Source organism: Micromonospora sp. LOL_023 (assembly GCF_048060115.1).
Taxonomy (GTDB): Bacteria; Actinomycetota; Actinomycetes; order Mycobacteriales; family Micromonosporaceae; genus Micromonospora_E.
Genome location: NZ_JBHMIM010000028.1, coordinates 49,685 through 70,330 on the forward strand (window position 1 = coordinate 49,685; position 20,646 = coordinate 70,330).

The following is a 20,646-nucleotide window of genomic DNA, read 5'->3' on the forward strand; positions in this document are numbered from 1 at the left end:
CGAACGTTGGAGTGTCGGCCACCCCGGCCGTAGCCGTACGTCGTACTCTGGCGGGCATGGCCCTGGGACGTGATTCGGGTTCACGGGCGTCATGGTCCGCGCTGCGTTCCTGGGCAAAGGTCGGCGCCAACCAGCCGCTGTTGCCGGTGGTGCGGCGGGCCTTCCTGGCCTTCCTGCTGGTGTGCCTGACGATCGTCGTCGCACAGTGGGCGATCAACCCGGTGGTGCCGCAGGACAGATCCTGGCCGGCGTTGCTGGCCGTCGTCGGCCTGGCGGTGCTCACGGTGCTGCTCTACCGGCGGGAACGGTCGACGATCGTGCACGACCTGTTCACCGCCGTCGGCGTCGGTGTGGTCATCTGGGCGGTCGGCGCACTGCCCGCAGGCGGGGTGCTCTTCGTGGGCACCTCCCTGCGGGCACTCTATGGTGGCCTGCCCGGAGCACTGCTGTCGGTCGGGCTGACGCTGACCGCGATGACCACCGGTGTGCTGGCCGCCGGCGGTTCGTTCAGCGACGTGCAGCTCGCCCAGTACGGCCCCGGGCTGCTGCTGTCGTGCCTGGCACTGCGCCTGGTGCTGTTCGCGGTGCGTCGGTACGAGACCGGCACGGCGGCCAGGTTCGAGGCGGTCGTCCGGTCGTCGCGCGACGTCATCGTCGTCACCGACGCCGACACGACCGCCAGCTACCTGAGCCCGGCCGTGGTAGAGGTCTTCCGGTTGACCGCCGGGCTGCCCGGCAACCGGCTACTCGACTGGATCGTCGAAGCGGACCGGGCGGCGGCGGCTGCCTGGCTGTCGCGGCTGCTGGCCGAGCCGGGCACGGCGGCGACGACACAGTGCCGGGTCCCGATCCCGAACGACGACCGACCAGCCACGGTGGAGATCAGCGGGCAGAACCTCCTGCACGACCCGAACATACGCGGGTTGTTGTTCGCCGTGCGGGACGTCACCGACCGGGTGCTGCTCACCGAACGCCTGCGCCACCAGGCGTACCACGACCCACTCACCGGGCTGGCCAACCGGGCCCTGCTGCGGGAGCGGCTGGCCGGCGTGCTCGGCGCGACCACCGACGTTGCCCTGCTGCTGCTCGACATCGACTCGTTCACGGTGGTCAACGATGTTCTCGGTCACCGGGCCGGTGACGAGCTGCTGATCCAGGTCGCCGGCCTGCTCCAGCGTCGACTGGCGCCGGACGACCTGTTGGCCAGCCTCGGTGGCGACGAGTTCGCCGTGTTGCTGCTGGGCGGGCGGTCCACGGCGCGCGAGGCGGTCCGGACCGCCGACGACCTGCTCGCGGTCTTCGACCGGCCGATCGAAGTCGCCAACGACCTTCGACTGGTCTCGGCGCGGGTCGGCATCGCTGTCAGTGACGGCGACGCGGACGCGGACCGGTTGATGCGCGAGGCGGACATCGCACTGCGGATCGCCAAGGGCACCGGTCGGGCCCGCCGGGTACGCTACCGTACCGAGCTGCATCAGCATGCCGTCGATCGGGAACGGCTGCAGGTGGACGCCCAGGGTGCGCTGTCGCGCAGCGAGTTCGTGCTCCACTACCAGCCGATCCACACCCTGGCCGACGGTACGGTGCGGGGAGTGGAGGCGCTGGTCCGATGGCGCCACCCGCAGCGTGGGACCGTCCCGCCGGACCAGTTCATTCCGATGGCCGAGGGCAGTGGCCTGATCGTCCCGTTGGGTCGCTGGATTCTGCGGCAGGCGTGCGTCAGCGGGGTCGCATGGCAGCGGCTGATCAACCAGCCACTACAGATCAACGTCAATGTCAGCGTGCGCCAGTTCGTGCTGGGTGACGTCGTCGCCGACGTACTGGCCGCGTTGGAGCACTCCAACCTGCCCCCGGGCACCCTCACCCTGGAGATCACCGAGAGCGTCCTGGCCACCGAACACGACACGGTCGTGTCCCAGCTGTCCACGCTGCGGCGACTCGGCGTACGGATCGCGCTGGACGACTTCGGCACCGGTTTCAGCTCCCTCGGCCATCTGCACCGCTACCCGATCGACGAGCTGAAGATCGACAAGATGTTCGTGGCCCGCATCGGCGGTGACGATCCGACCTGCCTGCCGGTGGTCCGCGCCATCATGGCGATGAGCCACGGGCTGCGGTTGACCACGGTCGCCGAGGGCATCGAGAACGACGGCCAACGCGCCGAACTGACCGCGATGGGCTGCGAGTTCGGCCAGGGGTTCGGCCTGTCCCGACCGCTGGAGGGTGCGGCGATGCGGGCGGCGCTGCTGCGGTCGGCAGTCCCGTAGCCCGGCCACGGGCTACAGGCCGACGGTCAGACCACCGTGTCGGCGAGCGTCTCCGGGGCGAACAACTCCGCCGGTTCCAGCAGCCGTCCAGCCAGCCCCTGCTCGTGCGAGTAGCGCAGGAACGTCTCCAGCACGGTCCGGTTGGGCTCGACCCCGTACGGCCAGAAATCGTCGCCGAGCAGCGCTGCCGCCTCCTCCGCGGCCGACACCACCCACGGCAGGCTCACCTTCAGCGCGGTCACCTCCCGCAGCTGCTCGTAGACCTGGTCCTTGGCCTCGGTGAAGGCGTCCAGCAGCGCCCTGGCCAGCCAACGGTCGCGTTGGTACACGTCGCGGCGCAGCACCACCGTGTGCATGACCGGGAAGATGCCGGTGGCCCGCAGGTACGCCCGCTCGACGGTCGCCGGGTCGGGGAACAGCCGGTGTACCCCGTCGCGGCCGGCCGCCGGGTCGAACGAGCGTGGCGCCCGCGCGGTGTAGAGCGCGTCGATCGCGCCGGTGCGCAGCAGCCCGTCGAGGGTCTCGCCGTCGCCGATCGCCCGCACGTCGAACCGGGTCGGCAGAGCCAACCGCAGCTTCTCCTGCCGGCCGGGGGAGTGCAGCCCACCGGTGCGGTAGCCGACCGCGTCCACCGGTAGTCCGTGGTGTTCGGCCAGGATGCCGCGGATCCAGACGGCGGCGGTCATCTGGTACTCCGGGATGCCGATGGTCCGGCCGACCAGATCGGCCGGGCCGGTGACCGTCGACCCGGGGGCCAGGTAGATCGACCCGTGCCGGAAGACCCGCGACGGGAAGACCGGGATCGCCACGAACGGCGGTTCGTCGGCGAACAACGACAACACGTACGACGACAGGGACATCTCGGCGACGTCGAACTCCTGCCAACGCAACATCCGGAAGAACGTCTCCTCCGGTGCCAACGGCAGATAGGTCAGGTCGACCCCGGCCGGGCGTACGGTTGCCTCTCGCAGCGCCCGGGTCCGGTCGTAGTCCCAGCAGGCCAGGCTGATGGGCCGCCGGTTCGCCATGATTCCTCCAGCTATCTCGGGCGATGCCGTGTGCGTCGTCGAAGCGGTGCGGTCGCCCGGCGGTACGCGGTGCTCAGTGAAAGGCCGCGCCACCGTCGACGTTGACCGTCTGCCCGGTGATGAAGTCGCTGTCCGGACCGGCGAGAAAGGCGACCACCCCGACCAGGTCGGCCGGAACCTGCCGGCGTTTGATCGCCTGACCCGCGACGATCACCTGTTCCTGCTCGGCGGTGACAGTGGCGCGGGGGATCTCGGTCCGGGTGGCACCGGGGGTGACCGCGTTGACCCGGATGCCGGCCGGACCCAACTCGGTGGCCAGCGCCCGGGTCATCCCGATCAGCGCGGCTTTGGAGGTCACGTAGTGCAGATAGTGCGGCCGACCGATCCAGACCGTCGCCGACGAGATGTTCACGACCTTGCCGTAGCCGGCCCCGCGCATCACCGGTGCCACCGCCCGGCTACACAGGAACGGTCCACGGACGTTGACCGCCATCACCTGATCCCACTCGGCCGGGTCGATCTCCTCGAACGGGCGCATGGCCAGCGTGGAGAAGATCGCGGCGTTGTTGACCAGGACGTCGATGCCGCCGAACGCGTCGGTGGTCCGCGCCGTCATCGCCGCCACGCTGTCCGGATCGGCGACGTCGACAGCGACTGCCAGCGCGTCGGAGCCGATCTCGGCGGCGACGGCGGTGGCGGCGTCGACGTTGCGGTCGGCCACCACCACTCGCGCGCCGTCGGCGGCCAACCGGTGCGCGAACGCCCGACCGAGGCCCTGCGCCGCGCCGGTCACGACCGCCACCCGGCCGGCCAGCCGGTGCGCCGCCGCCGGCCCGGTCCCGACCAACGTCCGGTCCGCCTCGCGCGGCTCAGCCATCGCCGAGCCTGGCCAGTTCGGTACGGGCGTCCATCGGCTGCCACCATGGGGCGACCCCGAGGTCGCGGGCGATCACCCCGGCTGCGATGTAGCCGGCGCCACCACTGATCGCGCCGTTCGGGTGGGTGGCCGAGCCGGCCAGGTAGAGGTTCGGCAGTGGGGTGCGGTAGCCGAAGTGGTTGTGCAGCACCTGGTCGGCGCTGAGCGCACCCATGAAGATGTCGCCCTGACGCATGTTGATCAGCTCCTGGGCGTACTCGTACGCCGTGTAGGTGTAGGAGCCCAGCACGTTGGCGTCGGTCAGGTTGGGCGCGTACTGGCGCCACTTGTCCATGATCGACCGAGCCATGTCGCCCTGCATGGTGCGCAGGTTCTCGTGGTCGCCGTCCGGTGCCCACGGCACCACGTGCCAGGCGTACGCGGTGTGCTTGCCTGGCGGTGCCTGGCTCGGATCGAGCACGCTCAGCGCGCCGGCACCGAACTGGACGTTGGCCGGCACCCGGCCGGCGTCGACATCGTCGTGGGCGGCGATCAGGCTGGCGATCGTCTCGGAGCCGATGTTGTACTTCAGCGCCTGGTTCACGTTCGGGTCGAAGGCCGCCGAGGTGTACGCCGGGGGCTCGTCGAGCGCCAGGTGCAGCCCGAACAGGGTCCATCCGGTGTAGTGGAAGCGGTCCAGTCTGGCCAGGTAGTCGGCGGGTAGCTGGTCCCGCCCGACCAGTGTCTCCAGCGTCTGGTGCAGGTCCAGAGTGCTGGCCACGAACTGCCGGGCGCGCATCGTCCGGCCGTCGGCCAGTTCGATGCCGGCGGCCCGACCGCCCTCGACGACGATCCGTTCGACGTGGGCCTGGTTGGCGTAGTGACCGCCGGCGGCGATGAACTGCTCCATCAGGCCGCGGGCCAGGTTCCAACTGCCGCCGACGCACAACTCGTAGCCGGTGGTCAGGTCGAAGGCGCGGATCAGCGAGCCGAGCGGGCTGTGCGTGCCGAGCGTCTCGTGCAGCACCGTGCCGAACAACGACAGCTTGAACAGGAACAGCACCTTGACCCGCTCGTCGGTGAAGAGTTCCTCGACCACTTCGCCGGGCTGCCGCTGGGTCAACGCGAGGAAGTCCCGACCGAGTTCGCTGCGGCCGAGCAGGTCGTCGCGCTCGGCCGGGCTCAGCGGCTCGCTGAACCGTTCGCGGAGGAAGATCTGCTGGGTCATCTCCTCGGCCTTGGCGTTCCATTCCCGGAACGTGTCGGCGTCGGCCTTGCTGAACCGGGCGATGCTGGCCAGCGTCTCGTCGAGATCACGGGAGAAGACCAACGCGCTGCCGTCGCGGTGTGGCTGGGCGAACTCGTATCGTGGCGTCAGGTACCGCACCCGGGCGGACAGGCCGAGGTCGCGGAACCAGGGGGTCGAGGTGATACTGAAGTGGTTGATCGAGTGCAGGTTGTGCTGGAACCCGGGCAGGGTGCGTTCCTCGGTGCTCAATCCGCCGCCGTGGCGCAGCCGTCGCTCGACCAGCAGCACCCGCAGCCCGGCCCGGGCCAGGTAGGTGCCGAGGATCAGGCCGTGCTGACCGGCCCCGATGATGATGCCGTCGTACGTGCCGGCCTGGTCGTCAGTGGTCGTCACGGTCGCCTCCTTGCTGCCGATCTGTCGGTCCTAGGTGGATGGTCACCGACTTGGGCTGGGTGAACGAGTGCAGTTCCTCGACGCTCTCCTCGCTGCCGAGACCGGAGTCCTTGACCCCGCCGAACGGCAGTCCGGCGAAGTGCCGGGACGCGGTGTTGATCCAGACGTATCCGGCGTCGACCGCCCGCGCCCAGCGGTGCGCCCGCCCGACATCGCCGGTCCAGACGCTCGCGGTCAGGCCGTACGGTGAGTCGTTGACCAGCCGAAGCGCCTCCCGTTCGTCGTCGAACGGGGTGACACACAGCACCGGGCCGAAGATCTCCTCGCGGGCGAGTGGTGCGTCCGGCGGGACGTCGAGGAACACGGTGGGCTCCAGGTAGGCGCCGGGCCCGGCCGGGACCCCGCCGCCGGTGCCGAGCTTCAGCCCGGCGGCGCGTCCCTGTCGCAGATATCCGGCGATGCGGTCCCGGTGCGCGGCGGAGACCATGGTGCCCATCTCGGTGGCCGGGTCCAGCGGGTCACCGACCCGGACCGCCCTGGCTCCGGCCACCACCCGCTCGACCACCTCGGCGACGATCGAGCGGTGCACCAGCAGCCGGGACGTGGAACCGCAGGACTGCCCGCCGGTCCAGTGGAAGTTCATCCCGGCGACCGCGCCGGCCGCGGCGGCGGCCACGTCCGCGTCGTCGAGGATCACCATCGGGTTCTTGCCGCCGAGTTCCAGGGACACTTGTTTGATCCCGTGCGCGGCGGCGGTGCGCAGCACGGCCTGCCCGGTACGGGTGCTGCCGGTGAACGCGATCCGGCGAACGAGCGGGTGACCGACCAACGCCGGACCGACGGTGGCGCCGTCGCCGGTCAGCACCGCCAGCACACCGGCCGGCAACAGGTCCGCGACGAGTTCGCCGAAGCGCAGCGCGGACAGCGGGGTCTGGTCCGGAGCCTTGAGCAGCACCGAGTTGCCGGCCAGCAGCGGCGCCGCGATCCGCGACGCGGCGAACATGATCGGATGGTTGTAGGGCACGATCCGGGCGACCACACCGTACGGTCGCCGGGTGGTGTAGTGCAGGTGGTCGTCGTCGCCGGGCAGGGTCCGGCCGCCGAGTTGGTCGGCCCAGTCGGCGAAGCGTTCCAGCAGTCCGGCGGCCAGGTCGACGTCGGCGGTCATCGCGGTCACCGGGTTGCCGCCGTCGGCGGCGTCCAGCCGGCCGAGTTCGGCGCGGTGCGCACGGAGCACACCGGCCACCTGCCGCAGCACGCCGGCACGCTGTCTGGGCGGCGTCGCGGCCCACCGCGGTTGGGCGGCGTGCGCGGCGGTGACAGCGCGGTCGACATCGGCGACGGTGGCGGCGGGGGCCCGACCGAGCACCGCGTCAGTGGCCGGCGACCGGGTCTCCACCAGGCCGCCGTCACTGGCCGAGACGAGTTGTCCGGCGATGAGCATCCGCCAGTCGTGGCCAGGGTCCGACGTCATCAGATACCTTCCGGGTTCGTCGCCGTGGGCGTCGTCTTTGTCGCCCGCACGGGGGTGGTGACGGTCGCGGGTGGCGCGGCGGCCTCGGCGGTCGCGACCGGGGAGGAGCCGCGTTGGGCGGCAGTGTGGCCGAAGACCCAGTCGGTGGCCCGGTAGTCGGTCGGGCCGCGGTGCGCCAGCGCGTCGTCGCGCAGCGCGGCCGCGATGCCGTCGACGTGCCAGATGTCTCCCCAGGTACGGGCGTTGCGCTGCACCCGGGCGGTGCGTGGGGCGCGTTCCCGGGCGAACTCATCGAGCGCGGCCCGCACCGGTGCGTCGGCACCGAGCGGGCCCGGGGGCAGATGTCGCGCGACGGCGTCGGCGAGTGCAGCGGCGTCCTCCAACGCCTGGCAGGCACCCTGGGCCAGGTACTGCAGCATGGGGTGGGCGGCGTCACCGAGCAGGGTGAACCGGCCGCCCAGCACCCAGTTGTCGATCGGTACCCGGTCGTACATCGGCCATCGTTGGTCGGTGCGGATGGTCCGTACGGCGGTGCGCACGTGCGGGCAGGCGCGGGAGAACGTCTCGCGTAGTTCGTCGGGGCCGCCCCACTCCTCGGCGCCCTGCTGGTACCGGTCGCTGCGGAAGACCGCGACCTGGTTGTAGTAGCTGCCGCCGCGCAGTGCGTACTGCACGAAGTGCATTCCCGGGCCGATGAAGGCGATCACGTCGTCCAGATCGGCGAGCTGGCTGGCCTGTCCGATCGGGATGGCGCCCCGGTAGGCGACGTAGCCGCTGCAGATTGGCTGGTCGTCGCTGACCATCGCCCGGAACCGGGAGTGCAGGCCGTCGGCGGCGACCACCGCTCGGGCCCGGTACCGTTGCCCGTCGGCGCAGTCGATGTCGACGGCGTCCGGTCCCGGCCGGATGCCGACCACCTCGCGGTCGGGCTCCAGCACGGCACCGGCCTCGGCGGCGGCGGCGAGCAGCAGATCGAGTAGATCGCGGCGGTGGGCGACGACGTACGGGGCCAGGTAGCGCTCGGTGAAGGGCCCGCTGAGATCGAGCCGGTGCAGCTCACGGCCGGTCTGAGCGTCGGCGAGAACCAGGTGCCTGGGGGCCAGGCCGACGGCGATCAGCCGGTCGAGCAGCCCCCATTCGCGCAGCAGCCGGGTGGCGTTGGGGGCGAGTTGGATGCCGGCACCGACCTCGCCGAAGACGGCGGCGCGCTCCAACACCCGTACCTGTCGGCCGGCCCGGGCGAGGGCGAGGGCGGTGCCGAGCCCGCCGATGCCGCCACCGACCACGATGAATTCGTCGGTCTGCCGGTGGGTGGCCGTCATCGCGCCTCCTGTTGGTGGAGCCGGCCGCCGGGGATCGCCGGGCCGGTCTGGGTGCCCGACGCTAACCTTCCTTCTGCTGCGAAGAATCTCTGAGCAGTGGCGTTTCTGTTCAGCAGAACAATGACTCGATGGCGTCCGTCGGTGGCGCGTCCGTCGGCGGCCCGTGCCGCGAGCCCGCTGATCAGTGGCGGCCAGGGCGGCCCGTATTCGTCGCACCCGGCAGGGTGTGAACCAAGCGCTTGTTCGGGTACGCTGCCTGGCATGGCACCCCGAAACTCCACCACCCCCGAGGCCGTGATCGTCGCGGCCGCCCGGTCGCCGATCGGGCGGGCACGGAAGGGCTCGCTGGCGATGCTGCGACCCGACGACCTTGCCGTGGACATCACCCGGGCCGCGTTGGCGCAGGTGCCCGCGCTCGATCCGGCACAGGTGCAGGACGTCCTGCTCGGTTGCGCCCAGCCGGCGGGCGAACACGGCTACAACCTGGCCCGAATGGTCGCCGTCGGCCTGGGGCTCGACGGCACGGCCGGCACGACGGTGCAGCGGTACTGCGCCTCCTCGGTGCAGACCACCCGGATGGCCTTCCATGCCATCCGTGCCGGTGAGGGTGACATCTTCGTCTCCGCCGGGGTCGAGATGGTCTCGCGGTATGATCTCGGCAAGTCGGACAATCTGCCCGGCACCCGCAACGAGCGGTACGCGTCCGCCAGCGAGCGCACGGCGGCGCGGTCCGCTGGCGGGTCGGGACCGTGGCAGGACCCCCGCGTCGCCGGCCTCGCGCCGGATCCGTACATCGCGATGGGGGAGACCGCCGAGAACGTGGCGCAGCTGTCCGGGGTGAGTCGGGCCGAGCAGGACGAGTTCGCGGTACGCAGCCAGAATCTCGCGGAAAGGGCGATCGCGGACGGGTTCTACGCCCGCGACATCACGCCGGTGACCCTGCCCGACGGTACGGTCGTCGACCGCGACGACGGCCCGCGTTCCGGTGTCCGGCTGGCGTCGGTGGCCGCGCTGAAACCGGTGTTCCGTCCGGACGGGACGGTTACCGCCGGCAACTGCTGCCCGCTCAACGACGGGGCCGCCGCGCTGGTGGTGATGAGTGCCACCCGGGCCGCCGAACTGGACATCACCCCGTTGGCCCGGATCGTCTCCACCGGCGTCTCGGCGCTCAGCCCGGAGATCATGGGCCTCGGCCCGGTGGAAGCGACCGCTCGGGCACTGCGGCACGCCGGGCTGGGCATCGGTGACATCGACCTGGTGGAGATCAACGAAGCCTTCGCCGCCCAGGTGCTGCCCTGCGTACGGACGCTCGGCATCGACCTCGACCGGGTGAACGTGCACGGCGGCGCGATCGCCGTCGGGCATCCGTTCGGGTCGACCGGCGCGCGGATCACCACCAGCCTGATCCGCGCGCTGCGCGAGCGCGACCGGCAGTTCGGTCTGGTGACCATGTGTGCCGCCGGCGGCCAGGGGATGGCCATGGTGATCGAGCGGATCAGCTGACCGGCCTAGCTTGACCAATCAAGCGCTTGGTACGCTGCCGAAGCGCCGGTTCCGGCGTACCGCACCCCGGAAACGGCCAGGATCGAGAAGGTGGGCATGACCGACAAACGGATGACCGCGGAGCAGGTCGTCAGCGAGCTGCGCTCCGGGATGACCATCGGCATCGGTGGCTGGGGCTCGCGCCGCAAGCCGATGTCGCTGGTCCGGGCGATCCTGCGGTCGGACCTCGACGACCTGACCATCGTCAGCTACGGCGGCCCGGACGTCGGACTGCTGCTCGCCGCCGGCAAGGTCCGCCGGCTGGTGTACGGCTTCGTGTCGCTCGACTCGATCCCGCTGGAGCCACACTTTCGGGCCGCCCGCCAGGCCGGCGCCATCGAGGCGGTCGAGTACGACGAGGGCATGCTGTACCTGGGCCTGTACGCCGCCGCCTGCCGGCTGCCGTTCCTACCCACCAGGGTCGGCCTCGGCTCGGACGTGTTGCGGATCAACCCGCGACTACGCACCGTACGTTCCCCGTACGACGACGAGGAACTGGTCGCTGTGCCGGCGCTGCGGCTGGACGCCGCCCTGGTCCACCTGCACCGCGCCGACGTGCACGGCAACGCGCTCTGCCTCGGCCCCGACCCGTACTTCGACGATCTGTACTGTGCGGCCGCCGACCGCGCGTACGTCTCCTGTGAGCGAATCGTGTCCACCGAGGAACTCGACCCGGCGGCGTCGGTGCTCATCCGCCGGCACCAGGTCCGCGGCGTGGTCCCCGCCGCCCACGGCGCCCACTTCACCTCCTGCGAGCCCGACTACCCCCGCGACGAGCAGTTCCAGCGGGAGTACGCCGCCGCCGCGGCCACGCCCGAGCGGTGGGTCGACTTCCACCGCCGCTACCTCGACACCGACGAAGCCGGGTACCAACACGCGGTCGCCGACCGCGACCAGCAGCTGGAGGTGGCCCGGTGAGCGAGGTGACCGCGTCGACGCGCGCCGAGGTCTGCGTGGTCGCCTGCGCCGAGGCCTGGCGCGGTGACGGCGAGATCCTGGCCAGCCCGATCGGGCTGGTCCCGACGGTCGGGGCCCGGCTGGCCCGGGCAACCTTCTCCCCGGACCTGTTGCTCACCGACGGTGAAGCCTCGCTCGGCGTCGGCACCTGGCCGGTCGGCGAGCCCCCGGCACAGGTCGAGGGAGTACTGCCGTTCCGGCAGATCTTCGAGCTGATCTGGTCCGGCCGGCGGCACGTGATGATGGGCCCGGGCCAGATCGACCGCTACGGCAACGTCAACATCTCGGCGATCGGCGACTTCCACCGGCCCAAGGTGGCGCTGCTCGGCGTGCGGGGCGCACCCGGCAACACGGTGAGTCACCCGTGCAGCTACTGGGTGCCCCGGCACAGCCGACGGATCTTCGTCGAGCGCGTCGACCTGGTCTGCGGAATCGGCTACGACCGGGCCGCAGCGGCCGGTCCGTCCGCGTCGCGCTACCACCAGCTACGCCGGGTGGTGAGCAACCTCGGGGTGTTCGACTTCCCCGGTCCGGATCACCGGATGCGGCTCGTCTCGGTGCATCCAGGGGCCACCGTCGACCAGATCCGCGAGGCGACCGGATTCGACCTGCAGGTCGACGCCGACGTGCCGCAGACCCGGCTGCCGACGCCGGCGGAGCTGCGGTTGATCCGTACCGTCATCGACCCCGCCGGCCACCGGGACGCGGAGGTGCCACGATGAACACCGGTGCCGGTCCCACCGCAGCGGATGCCGCCCGGACGCACCCGGCGCTGCGTACCCGGATCTGCGAGCTGTTCGGGGTGCGGCACCCGATCGTGCAGACCGGTATGGGCTTCGTGTCCGGGCCACGACTCGTGGCCGCGACCGCCAACGCCGGTGGTCTCGGCATCCTCGCTGGCGCCACCCTCGACCTGGCCGAGCTGGCCACCGCGATCGCCCAGATTCGCCAGCACACCACGCAGCCGTTCGGGGTGAACCTGCGCTCCGACGCCACCGACGCCGCACAGCGGATCGACCTGCTGATCCGCGAACAGGTCCGGGTCGCCTCGTTCGCCCTGGCCCCCCGACCCGACCTGATCGCCCGGCTCAAGGAGGCCGGGGTGCTGGTGGTGCCCTCGGTCGGGGCCCGCCGGCACGCCGAGAAGGTCGCCGGCTGGGGCGCCGACGCGGTGATCGTGCAGGGTGCCGAAGGCGGCGGTCACACCGGCGCGGTGCCGACCACCCTGCTGGTGCCACAGGTCGTCGACGCGGTCGACATCCCGGTGATCGCCGCCGGCGGGTTCTTCGACGGCCGTGGTCTGGTCGCCGCGCTCGCCTACGGCGCCGCCGGGGTGGCGATGGGCACCCGCTTCCTGCTGACCCGCGACACGACGGTCAGCCCCGAGGTGCAGCGCCGCTACCTCGACGCCGGGGTGGACGGCACGGTCGTCACCAGCGCGCTCGACGGCGTGCCGCAGCGACTGCTGCGTACCGAGTTCATCGACCGGCTGGAACGCTCCGGGCCGCTGCGCAGGCTGGCCCGCTCGGCACGCAGTGCCGCCCGGTTCCGGCGACTGACCGGCACCTCCTGGCCACGGTTGCTCGCCGACGGGCGGGCGATGCGGCACAGCCGGGAGCTGACCTGGGGGCAGGTGCTGCTCGCCGCGAACACCCCGATGCTGCTCAAGGCGGCCATGGTCGACGGCCGCGCCGACCTCGGGGTGATGGCGACCGGACAGGTCACCGGACTCATCGACGACCTGCCCAGCTGCGCCGAGCTGATCGACCGGATCATCGCGCAGGCGCAGACGGTGCTGGACGACCTGCAGGGGAGAGGACCCGATGGCGACCGCCGTTGAACCACCGTCCGGGCACGGACTGCTCGTCGACCGCACCGTCCTGGTGACGGCCGCCGCCGGCACCGGCATCGGATCAGCCACCGCGCTGCGCTGCGCGCAGGAGGGTGCCCGGGTGGCGATCAGCGACCGGCACGAGCGTCGGCTGCGGACGACCGCCGCCGAACTCGCCGCCGCCACCGGTGTCGAACCCCTCGCCATCGTCTGCGACGTGACCGTCGAAGAGCAGGTCCAGACCATGATCGACCGGGTCGTCGCCGACTACGGCCGGCTCGACGTGCTGGTCAACAACGCCGGACTCGGTGGCACCGCCCGGGTCACCGAGATGACCGACGAGCAGTGGCACCGGGTCCTCGACGTCACCCTCACCGGCACCTTCCGGTGCACCCGGGCCGCGCTGCGGCACATGACGCCGCGCCGCCGGGGTGTCATCGTCAACAACGCGTCCGTGCTCGGCTGGCGTGCGCAGCAGGGGCAGGCGCACTACGCCGCCGCAAAGGCCGGGGTGATGGCGTTGACCCGCTGCGCCGCCGTCGAGGCCGCCGAAGCCGGCGTACGCGTCAACGCGGTCGCGCCGAGCCTCGCCATGCACGCCAATCTCGCCAAGGTCACCGACGACGACCTGCTGGCCGCACTCACTGGCCAGGAGGCGTTCGGCCGGGCAGCCGAGCCCTGGGAGGTGGCCAACGTCATCGTCTTCCTGGCCAGCGACTACGCCTCGTACCTGGCGGGCGAGGTGCTCTCGGTCAGCAGCCAACACCCGTGAGGACCCGACCATGACATCCACAGCAGACAGCGCGATGGTGACCACCAGCACCGACGACGACGGAGTGGTCGAGGTCGTGGTGGACCGGCCGCCGGTCAACGCCCTGCCGGTCGCCGGCTGGCACCGCCTCGCCGAGGCGATCGCCGCCGCAGGTGCCGATCCGGCGACCCGGGTGGTGGTGCTGCGGGCGCAGGGCCGAGGCTTCAACGCCGGGGTCGACATCAAGGAGATCCAGGCCGATCCGGGCCATGACAAGCTGATCGGCGCGAACCGGGGCTGCTTCGCCGCGTTCGCCGCCGTCTACGACTGCCCGGTGCCGGTGATCGCCGCCGTACAGGGCTTCTGCCTCGGCGGCGGCATCGGCCTGGCCGGCAACGCCGACATCGTCGTGGCCAGCGAGGACGCCACATTCGGCCTGCCCGAGGTCGACCGGGGCGCGCTGGGGGCGGCGACCCACCTGTCCCGGCTGGTGCCGGCGCACCGGGCCCGCGCGATGCTCTACACCGCCGCCACCGCGACCGCCGCCGAACTGCACCGCTACGGGTCGGTGCTGGCGGTGGTGGCGGCGGCCGACCTGCGGGCCACGGCGCTGACGCTCGCCCGGCGGATCGCGGCGAAGGATCCGACGGTGATCCGGGCGGCGAAGGAGTCCCTCAACGGCATCGACCCGTGGGACGTCAAACGCAGCTACCGGTACGAGCAGGGATTCACCTTCGAACTCAACCTTTCCGGTGTCGCCGACCGGGTCCGCGACGGCTTCGGCGGGCCGACCGGCGCGGGCCGGGAGGGCTGAGGCATGGATCTGCGTCCAGACCCGACGGACGAGCAGTTCCGCGCCGAGGCCCGCGACTGGCTGCGTACCCACCGGCCGGCCCGACCGCTGCCCTCCGGCGACACCCGCGCCGGCTTCGCCGCCCACCTCGACTGGGAACGCCAACTCTTCGACGCCGGCTGGGCGGTGGTCTCCTGGCCGCGCCGCTACGGTGGCCGGGAGGCCTCCCTCTGGCAGTGGCTGATCTTCGAAGAGGAGTACGCCGCCGCCGGTGCCCCACAGCGGGTCACTCAGAACGGCATCTTCCTGCTCGCTCCGACCTTGTTCGAGTTCGGCACCGACGAGCAGCGCGACCGGATCCTGCCGGCGATGGCCGGCGCCCGGCAACTGTGGTGTCAGGGCTGGTCCGAGCCGGAGGCCGGCAGCGACCTGGCCGCGTTGACCAGCCGGGCGGTCCGCGACGACGCCGCCGGTGGTTGGCGGCTGACCGGGCACAAGACCTGGACCACCCGGGGCGCGTTCTGCACTCACCTGTTCGGCCTGTTCCGCACCGACCCGGCGCAGCTGCGGCACCGTGGCTTGAGCTACTTCCTGGTGCCGTTGGACGCCCCCGGGGTGACCGTACGCGGTTTCGGCCGATTCGACGGCGACGAGGGTTTCGCCGATGTCTTCCTCGACGACGTCTTCGTTCCCGACGCCGACGTGGTCGGCGAGGTCGGGGCTGGCTGGCGGGTGGCGATGGCCACCACCGGCTCCGAACGTGGCCTGACCCTGCGCCCGCCGGGCCGGTTCACCGCGGCCGCCGACCGGCTGGTCGAGCTCGCCGGCACCCGGCCGGACCGACTCACCGGCCGGCTCCGCGAGCAGGTGGTACGGGCCTGGCTCGGCGCCCGGGCGTACCACCTGTTCACCCTGGCCCAGGTGACCCGGATGCTCGACGGCGACCCACCGGGCGCGGCGTCCAGCCTCAACAAGATCCACTGGTCCGAGCTGGACATCGCGTTGCACCGCACCGCCCTCGAACTACTCGGGCCCGACGCCGAGCTCGACATCGGCTGGACCCGAGGCTTCCAGTTCTCCCTGGCCGGCCCGATCTACGCCGGCACCAACGAGATCCAACGCGGCATCGTCGCCGAGCGACTGCTCGGCCTGCCCCGACGCTGAGAAGGGAGCGGCGTGCGGTTCGCCCTCACCGACGATCAGATCACCCTCCGCGACGCGGTCGGTGACCTGCTCGCCGCCGAATGTCCACCGGCCGTCGTCCGGGCCGCCTGGCCCGGCGGTGGCCATAAACCGGTGGACCGGCTCTGGGCCGCCCTCGCCGAGATGGGCGTGCTCGCCGCCATGGTGCCCGAGTCCGCCGGCGGACTCGGACTGACCGAGGTGGACATGGTGCCGGTGCTCACCGCCGCCGGGTACGCGGCGGTGCCACTGCCACTGGCCGAGACCGCCGCCGTCGCCGGCCCGCTGCTCGCCGCCCTCGACGACCCGGGCGGACACCTCGCCGCCCTCACCGAAGGCCGCTGCCGGATCGCCCTCGCCGGCCCGACCGGACTCGTCCCGTACGGGCAACGGGCCGACCTGGCCCTGTCGACGTACGGTCCGGGCGGGCCCCGGCTGATCCGGCTGGCCGGGGCCACGACCATTGCGGTGCCGACAGTGGATGGATCACGGGCCGCGCTGCGGATCATCGACGACGACGTTGCCGACCCGTCCGTAAGCACCCGGCTCGACGTCGGCGACGACCTGCTGGCGCTGACCGCCGACCGGGCCACCCTGGCGGCGGCGGCACACCTGGTCGGCCTCGGCCGCCGGCTGCTCGACCTCACCGTCGCGCACGTCGGCACCCGCCACCAGTTCGGTGCGCCGATCGGGAGTTTCCAGGCGGTCAAGCACCAACTCGCCGACGCCCTGTTGGGCCTGGAACTCGCCGCGCCGATGGTGCTCGCCGCCGCCTGGTCGGCCGCGACCGGTGCCGCCACCCGGGCCGCTGACGTGTCGGCCGGCTACCTGCTCGCCTCCGACGCCGCCGAGCGGACCGCCCGGGTCGCGTTGCAGTGCCACGGTGCTATCGGCTACACCGTCGAGTACGACCTGCACCTGTACGCGAAACGGGTCTGGGCGACCAGTGCGGCGACCGCCGGCACCGACGCCCACCTCGATCGGCTCGGCACCGCACTCGGCCTACCCGCCGCCACCACCGACCCAGGAGGACGACCGTGACCGACGACGCCACGAGTCCACCACCCGCCGACGACCGGCCGGAATCCGCCGACGAGCTGGTTCGGTACACCACCGACGGGCCGGTGGCGGTCGTCACCATGAACCGTCCCCGCTACGCCAACGCGCAGAACTCGGCGATGACCTACGCCCTGGACGACGCCTTCGCCCGGGCGGCCGACGACGACGAGATCCGGGTCGTCGTGCTCGCCGGAGCCGGCAGACACTTCTCCGCCGGCCACGACATCGGCACCCCGGGCCGCGACGTCGACCGGACCTTTCCCCGCCGCGCCGGGCTGTGGTGGGACCACGTCGGCAAGACCGGCGCGGAGAGCCGCTTCGCCCGAGAGTCCGAGGTGTACCTCGGGATGTGCCGGCGCTGGCGGGAACTACCCAAGCCGACCATCGCGATGGTGCAGGGCGCATGTATCGCCGGCGGCCTGATGCTCGCCTGGTCCTGCGATCTGATCGTCGCAGCCGACGACGCCCAGTTCGCCGACCCGGTGGTCCGGATGGGAATCCCGGGCGTCGAGTACTTCGCCCATCCGTGGGTGATGGGACCCCGCTTCGCCAAGGAGTTCCTGTACCTCGGCGAGCGCGTCGACGCCGCGCGGGCGTTGGCTCTCGGCATGGTGAACCGGGTGGTGCCCCGCGCGGAGCTGCAACCATTCACGATGGACATGGCAGCTCGGATCGCCACCATGCCCCGGCTCGGGCTGGCGTTGACCAAGAAGGCGGTCAACCAGGCCGAGGACCTGATGGGCCTGCGCGCCGGCATGGACTCGGTCTTCGGGCTGCACCATGTCGCGCACGCGCACAACGCCGAGGTCGGCTCGGACCCGCTGGCCGGGCACGACGCCCGCAGCATGCGCGAGCGGACGGACGGCGCCGACTGATGCGCTTCGACCTGCAACTGTTCGGACTGCCGGCACCGGAGTACGCGCCGCTCGCGATCCGCGCCGAGCAGCTCGGCTTCGACACCGTGTGGCTGGCCGACCATGTGGTCACGCCGGCCCACTACGCGCCCACGTACCCGTACCGGGGATCCGACGATCCCGGTATCCGGCCGGGCACCCCGCTGACCGACGTGACGGTGACGCTCGGACACCTGGCTGCCCGGACCATCGGGACCACCCGGACTACCCGGACCACCCGGACCACCCGGACCACCCGGATCCGGCTCGGCGCCGGCGTACTGATCCTGCCGCTGCGGGACCCGTTCCATGTCGCCCGCGTCCGGGCCAGTCTGCAACAGCTGTCCGCCGGCCGCGCCGTCCTCGGCGTCGGGGTCGGCTGAATGGCCGAGGAGTTCGCCGCACTCGGCGCCGACTTCGGCACCCGGGGCGCCCGCACCGACGAGATGCCGCGGGTGCTGGACCTGCTCTGGTCCGGGCACCAGGTCACCCACCACGTCCGGCTGTCCGGCGACCCCGGCGGACCGGTTGGCCGCACTCGACTCCATCGCCGAGCGGCTCGCGCCGCTGTGGCCCGATCCCGCATCCACCGGCGAACCCCCGGGAGACCACTCATGACCGCTGCCACCGATCCTGCCGGCCCTACCGATCCTGCCGGCTCGACAGTCTTCGACCGGGCGACCATCGACGAGTACACCCGGGCCGGGCACTGGGACGACGAGACGATCGCCTCGATGGTCGCCCGCCACGCCGCGGCCCGCCCCGACGCCCCGGCGTTCATCGCTACCGACGCCACCCTGAGCTGGTCGGCGTACGACGCGCTCAGCACCCGACTGGCCGGTGGGTACGCGCTGGCCGGCCTGCGACCCGGGGACCGGGTCGCCACCCTGCTCACCGGCGGCGCGCTGGTCCACGTCGCCTACCTGGCGGCGCAGAAGGCCGGCCTGGTGACGGTCGGCATCGGGCCACGCGCCGGTACGGCGGAGGTCCGGCATCTGGTCCGGCGTACCCGGGCGGCGGTGCTGCTGACCCGTGCGGTGCACCGGGGTCGCGACGCCGCCGAACTGGTCGGCGAACTGCGGACCGGCGTCGGCGAGGCGGACGGGCCGGCGCACCTCACAGTGGATCTGACCGCCGCCGGCAAACTGACCCTGGTCCGCGACGGCCGGCATCTGACGCTGCCCGACCCGGCCACCGCCGCCGCTGCGATCGCCGGCCGGGGTCTGGGTGCCAACGACCTGTTCTTCCTGAACTCCACGTCGGGCACGACCGGGCTGCCCAAGTGCGTGATGCAGACGATGAACACCCGTAAGTACTTCGGGCCGCTCGCCGCCGAGGCGGCCCGGTTCGGCCCCGGCGAGGTGTTCGCCAGTGTGCTGCCCGCCCCGTACGGCTTCGGCCAGTGGAGCGCGCATGTGGTACCGACCATGTACGGCTACCCCACCGTGCTGGCGGAGGAGTTCGACGCGGAGCAGACCTGGAGACTGATCGAACGGCATCGAGTCACCGTGCTTGCCGCGGTGACCAGCCAGTTCGTCATGATGCTCAATGCCGCTGGATCCCCGGGCCGGGACCTGTCCTCGCTGCGGGTGCTGTTCACCGGTGGGGAACGGGTGCCCGCCGACCGGGCGGCCCGGTTCGAGAAGGAGACCGGTTGTGCCGTGCTGCAGTTCTACGGTTCCAACGAGGCCGGACCGATCAGCGTCACCCGGGTCGACGACGACCGGGATCAAAGACTCGGTACGGCGGGACGGGTGATCCCGCAGATGCGGGTACGGTTGTTCGACGCTGATGGCATCGACGTGACCGCCTCGGGCGGGCCGGGTCAGTGCGCCGCCCGTGGCCCCGGCCTGACACCCGGTTACTACGACGACGCGCCCGCCAACCAACAGCTGTTCCACCCGCAGGGCTGGATGCTCACCGGGGACCTGGTCCGGATCGACCCGGCCGGTTACCTGACGGTGACCGGCCGGGTGGCGGACTTCATCATCCGTGGCGGGCACAACATCAGCGTGCTGGCGGTCGAGGAGGCGGTGGGCGCGTGCGGGCGGGTCGCCCAGGTCGCGGTGGTGCCGGCCGCCGACGATGTCCTCGGTGAGCGTGCCTGCGCGTACGTGGTGACGACCGATGGCACCGATTTGACCTTGGACGAACTCCGCGCCGACCTGGCTGGCCGGGGCATCTCCAAGTACGAGTGGCCGGAGCGGCTGGTTACGATGGACGAGTTGCCGCTGAGCGCGGGTGGCAAGACGGACAAGGCCCGGTTGCGGGCGGACGCCGCCACCCGGTTCGGCTAGCCGGTGCCGGTGCCGGTGCCGCTCCAGATCGCGATGACCTGCTCGCTGGTGGTCCAGTCCTGCGGCGCCAGGATGGCACGGAAGGCAGGCTCGCAGGCCGCGGTCAGTTCCGTGTTGTTGTTGGCGACGCAGTCGGCCACCACGATGGTGAAGAAGTCCCGCTCGATCGCGTCCCGGACGGTGGACTCCACACAACCGGTGCCGGCGATTCCGGTGGCGACGATGCCGCGGATGCCGCGGCTGCGGAGCAGGTTCTCCAGTGGGGTGCCGACGAAGGCGCTGCGCCGGGTCTTCTCGAACACGGCGTCGCCGGGTTGCGGGGTGAGTTCGTCGACGATCTCCCAGCCCCAGGTTCCGCGCATGCAGTGCAGGGGCTCGAATCCGTACCGCAGGTTGTCGGCGAGCCAGACCGGCGAGGCGAGCGACCCGTCCGGTTCCTGCGCCACCCGGCAGTAGAGCACCGGTACGCCAGCGGTCCGGGCCGCCGCGGCGAGTCGGGCGATAGGGGCGACCACGCCTTGGAAGCCGGTCACCATCGATTTGCCGAACGCCTTCGCGCAGTGGCCGTCGTCGTGCGCGAAGTCGTTCTGCATGTCGACGATGAGCAGCGCCGTGCAGGTCGGATCGATCTTGTCGGCCAGGCGGTCGGGCAGGACGTGCCCGAGGTAGGTGCGGGCCATCGGGGCTCCCGGGGACGTCGATGTCGAGGACGAGCAAGTGCTTGGTTGTTTCTGATGTTATGCCGCCCCCGC

At 71.7% G+C, this 20,646-nt stretch carries 18 protein-coding genes; 12 read left to right on the forward strand and 6 right to left on the reverse strand.

Annotated features, from left to right (window positions below; translation table 11 throughout):
* The first annotated feature begins 56 nt into the window (after nt 1-56).
* Entirely contained in the window at nt 57-2,267 is a 2,211-nt protein-coding gene (locus ACFHVL_RS16805) for a putative bifunctional diguanylate cyclase/phosphodiesterase (RefSeq protein WP_416628928.1), read from the forward strand.
* A gap of 26 nt (nt 2,268-2,293) precedes the next feature.
* Here the strand turns inward: ACFHVL_RS16805 and ACFHVL_RS16810 are convergent, their stop codons facing one another.
* The 5 genes from ACFHVL_RS16810 to ACFHVL_RS16830 all read right to left on the reverse strand — a co-directional run bounded on the left by ACFHVL_RS16810 (nt 2,294) and on the right by ACFHVL_RS16830 (nt 8,589).
* Nucleotides 2,294-3,295 carry an ABC transporter substrate-binding protein gene (locus tag ACFHVL_RS16810; RefSeq protein ID WP_416628930.1) on the reverse strand — a complete coding sequence of 334 codons (1,002 nt, stop codon included), beginning with the start codon at nt 3,293-3,295 and terminating at the stop codon, nt 2,294-2,296.
* A 73-nt stretch (nt 3,296-3,368) separates the two neighbouring features.
* Nucleotides 3,369-4,172 (reverse strand): SDR family NAD(P)-dependent oxidoreductase, encoded by an 804-nt coding sequence (locus ACFHVL_RS16815; protein ID WP_416628931.1) that lies wholly within the window; start codon nt 4,170-4,172, stop codon nt 3,369-3,371.
* Entirely contained in the window at nt 4,165-5,793 is a 1,629-nt protein-coding gene (locus ACFHVL_RS16820; protein WP_416628932.1) for a phytoene desaturase family protein, read from the reverse strand. Before ACFHVL_RS16820 ends, ACFHVL_RS16815 begins: the two co-directional genes overlap by 8 nt.
* Nucleotides 5,780-7,267 carry an aldehyde dehydrogenase family protein gene (locus ACFHVL_RS16825; protein ID WP_416628934.1) on the reverse strand — a complete coding sequence of 496 codons (1,488 nt, stop codon included), beginning with the start codon at nt 7,265-7,267 and terminating at the stop codon, nt 5,780-5,782. Before ACFHVL_RS16825 ends, ACFHVL_RS16820 begins: the two co-directional genes overlap by 14 nt.
* The gene (locus ACFHVL_RS16830; RefSeq protein ID WP_416628935.1) at nt 7,267-8,589 is read right to left on the reverse strand and encodes an FAD-dependent monooxygenase; all 1,323 of its coding nucleotides are present in this window, start codon (nt 8,587-8,589) and stop codon (nt 7,267-7,269) included. The genes ACFHVL_RS16825 and ACFHVL_RS16830 overlap by 1 nt, the downstream gene beginning before the upstream one ends.
* Before the next feature lie 261 nt (nt 8,590-8,850).
* On the opposite strand from ACFHVL_RS16830, the gene ACFHVL_RS16835 reads away from it, so the two are divergent.
* The 11 genes from ACFHVL_RS16835 to ACFHVL_RS16885 all read left to right on the forward strand — a co-directional run bounded on the left by ACFHVL_RS16835 (nt 8,851) and on the right by ACFHVL_RS16885 (nt 19,894).
* The gene (locus ACFHVL_RS16835) at nt 8,851-10,092 is read left to right on the forward strand and encodes an acetyl-CoA C-acetyltransferase (RefSeq protein ID WP_416628936.1); all 1,242 of its coding nucleotides are present in this window, start codon (nt 8,851-8,853) and stop codon (nt 10,090-10,092) included.
* 96 nt (nt 10,093-10,188) lie between these two features.
* Nucleotides 10,189-11,049, forward strand: coding sequence for a CoA transferase subunit A (locus ACFHVL_RS16840; RefSeq protein WP_416628937.1), 861 nt, complete (start codon nt 10,189-10,191; stop codon nt 11,047-11,049).
* A gap of 5 nt (nt 11,050-11,054) precedes the next feature.
* Nucleotides 11,055-11,810, forward strand: coding sequence for a CoA-transferase subunit beta (locus ACFHVL_RS16845; RefSeq protein WP_416628957.1), 756 nt, complete (start codon nt 11,055-11,057; stop codon nt 11,808-11,810).
* Nucleotides 11,807-12,928, forward strand: coding sequence for an NAD(P)H-dependent flavin oxidoreductase (locus tag ACFHVL_RS16850; RefSeq protein WP_416628938.1), 1,122 nt, complete (start codon nt 11,807-11,809; stop codon nt 12,926-12,928). Before ACFHVL_RS16845 ends, ACFHVL_RS16850 begins: the two co-directional genes overlap by 4 nt.
* The gene (locus ACFHVL_RS16855; RefSeq protein ID WP_416628940.1) at nt 12,912-13,691 is read left to right on the forward strand and encodes an SDR family oxidoreductase; all 780 of its coding nucleotides are present in this window, start codon (nt 12,912-12,914) and stop codon (nt 13,689-13,691) included. Before ACFHVL_RS16850 ends, ACFHVL_RS16855 begins: the two co-directional genes overlap by 17 nt.
* 10 nt (nt 13,692-13,701) lie before the next feature.
* The gene (locus ACFHVL_RS16860) at nt 13,702-14,484 is read left to right on the forward strand and encodes an enoyl-CoA hydratase family protein (RefSeq protein WP_416628941.1); all 783 of its coding nucleotides are present in this window, start codon (nt 13,702-13,704) and stop codon (nt 14,482-14,484) included.
* 3 nt (nt 14,485-14,487) lie between these two features.
* Nucleotides 14,488-15,627, forward strand: coding sequence for an acyl-CoA dehydrogenase family protein (locus ACFHVL_RS16865; RefSeq protein ID WP_416628942.1), 1,140 nt, complete (start codon nt 14,488-14,490; stop codon nt 15,625-15,627).
* A gap of 12 nt (nt 15,628-15,639) precedes the next feature.
* The gene (locus tag ACFHVL_RS16870) at nt 15,640-16,686 is read left to right on the forward strand and encodes an acyl-CoA dehydrogenase family protein (RefSeq protein ID WP_416628943.1); all 1,047 of its coding nucleotides are present in this window, start codon (nt 15,640-15,642) and stop codon (nt 16,684-16,686) included.
* On the forward strand, nt 16,683-17,579 hold the full coding sequence (locus ACFHVL_RS16875) for an enoyl-CoA hydratase (protein ID WP_416628944.1): 897 nt from the start codon (nt 16,683-16,685) through the stop codon (nt 17,577-17,579). Before ACFHVL_RS16870 ends, ACFHVL_RS16875 begins: the two co-directional genes overlap by 4 nt.
* Nucleotides 17,579-17,980: an LLM class flavin-dependent oxidoreductase gene (locus tag ACFHVL_RS16880; RefSeq protein WP_416628945.1), complete on the forward strand. Its 402-nt coding sequence runs from the start codon at nt 17,579-17,581 to the stop codon at nt 17,978-17,980. The genes ACFHVL_RS16875 and ACFHVL_RS16880 overlap by 1 nt, the downstream gene beginning before the upstream one ends.
* A complete protein-coding gene (locus ACFHVL_RS16885) occupies nt 17,981-19,894 on the forward strand; it encodes an AMP-binding protein (protein WP_416628946.1) in 1,914 nt (637 codons plus the stop codon). It abuts the gene before it with no gap.
* On the opposite strand, the gene ACFHVL_RS16890 is transcribed toward ACFHVL_RS16885, so the two are convergent.
* The gene (locus ACFHVL_RS16890; protein ID WP_416628947.1) at nt 19,891-20,574 is read right to left on the reverse strand and encodes a cysteine hydrolase family protein; all 684 of its coding nucleotides are present in this window, start codon (nt 20,572-20,574) and stop codon (nt 19,891-19,893) included. The genes ACFHVL_RS16885 and ACFHVL_RS16890 overlap by 4 nt on opposite strands.
* Nucleotides 20,575-20,646 lie beyond the last annotated feature (72 nt).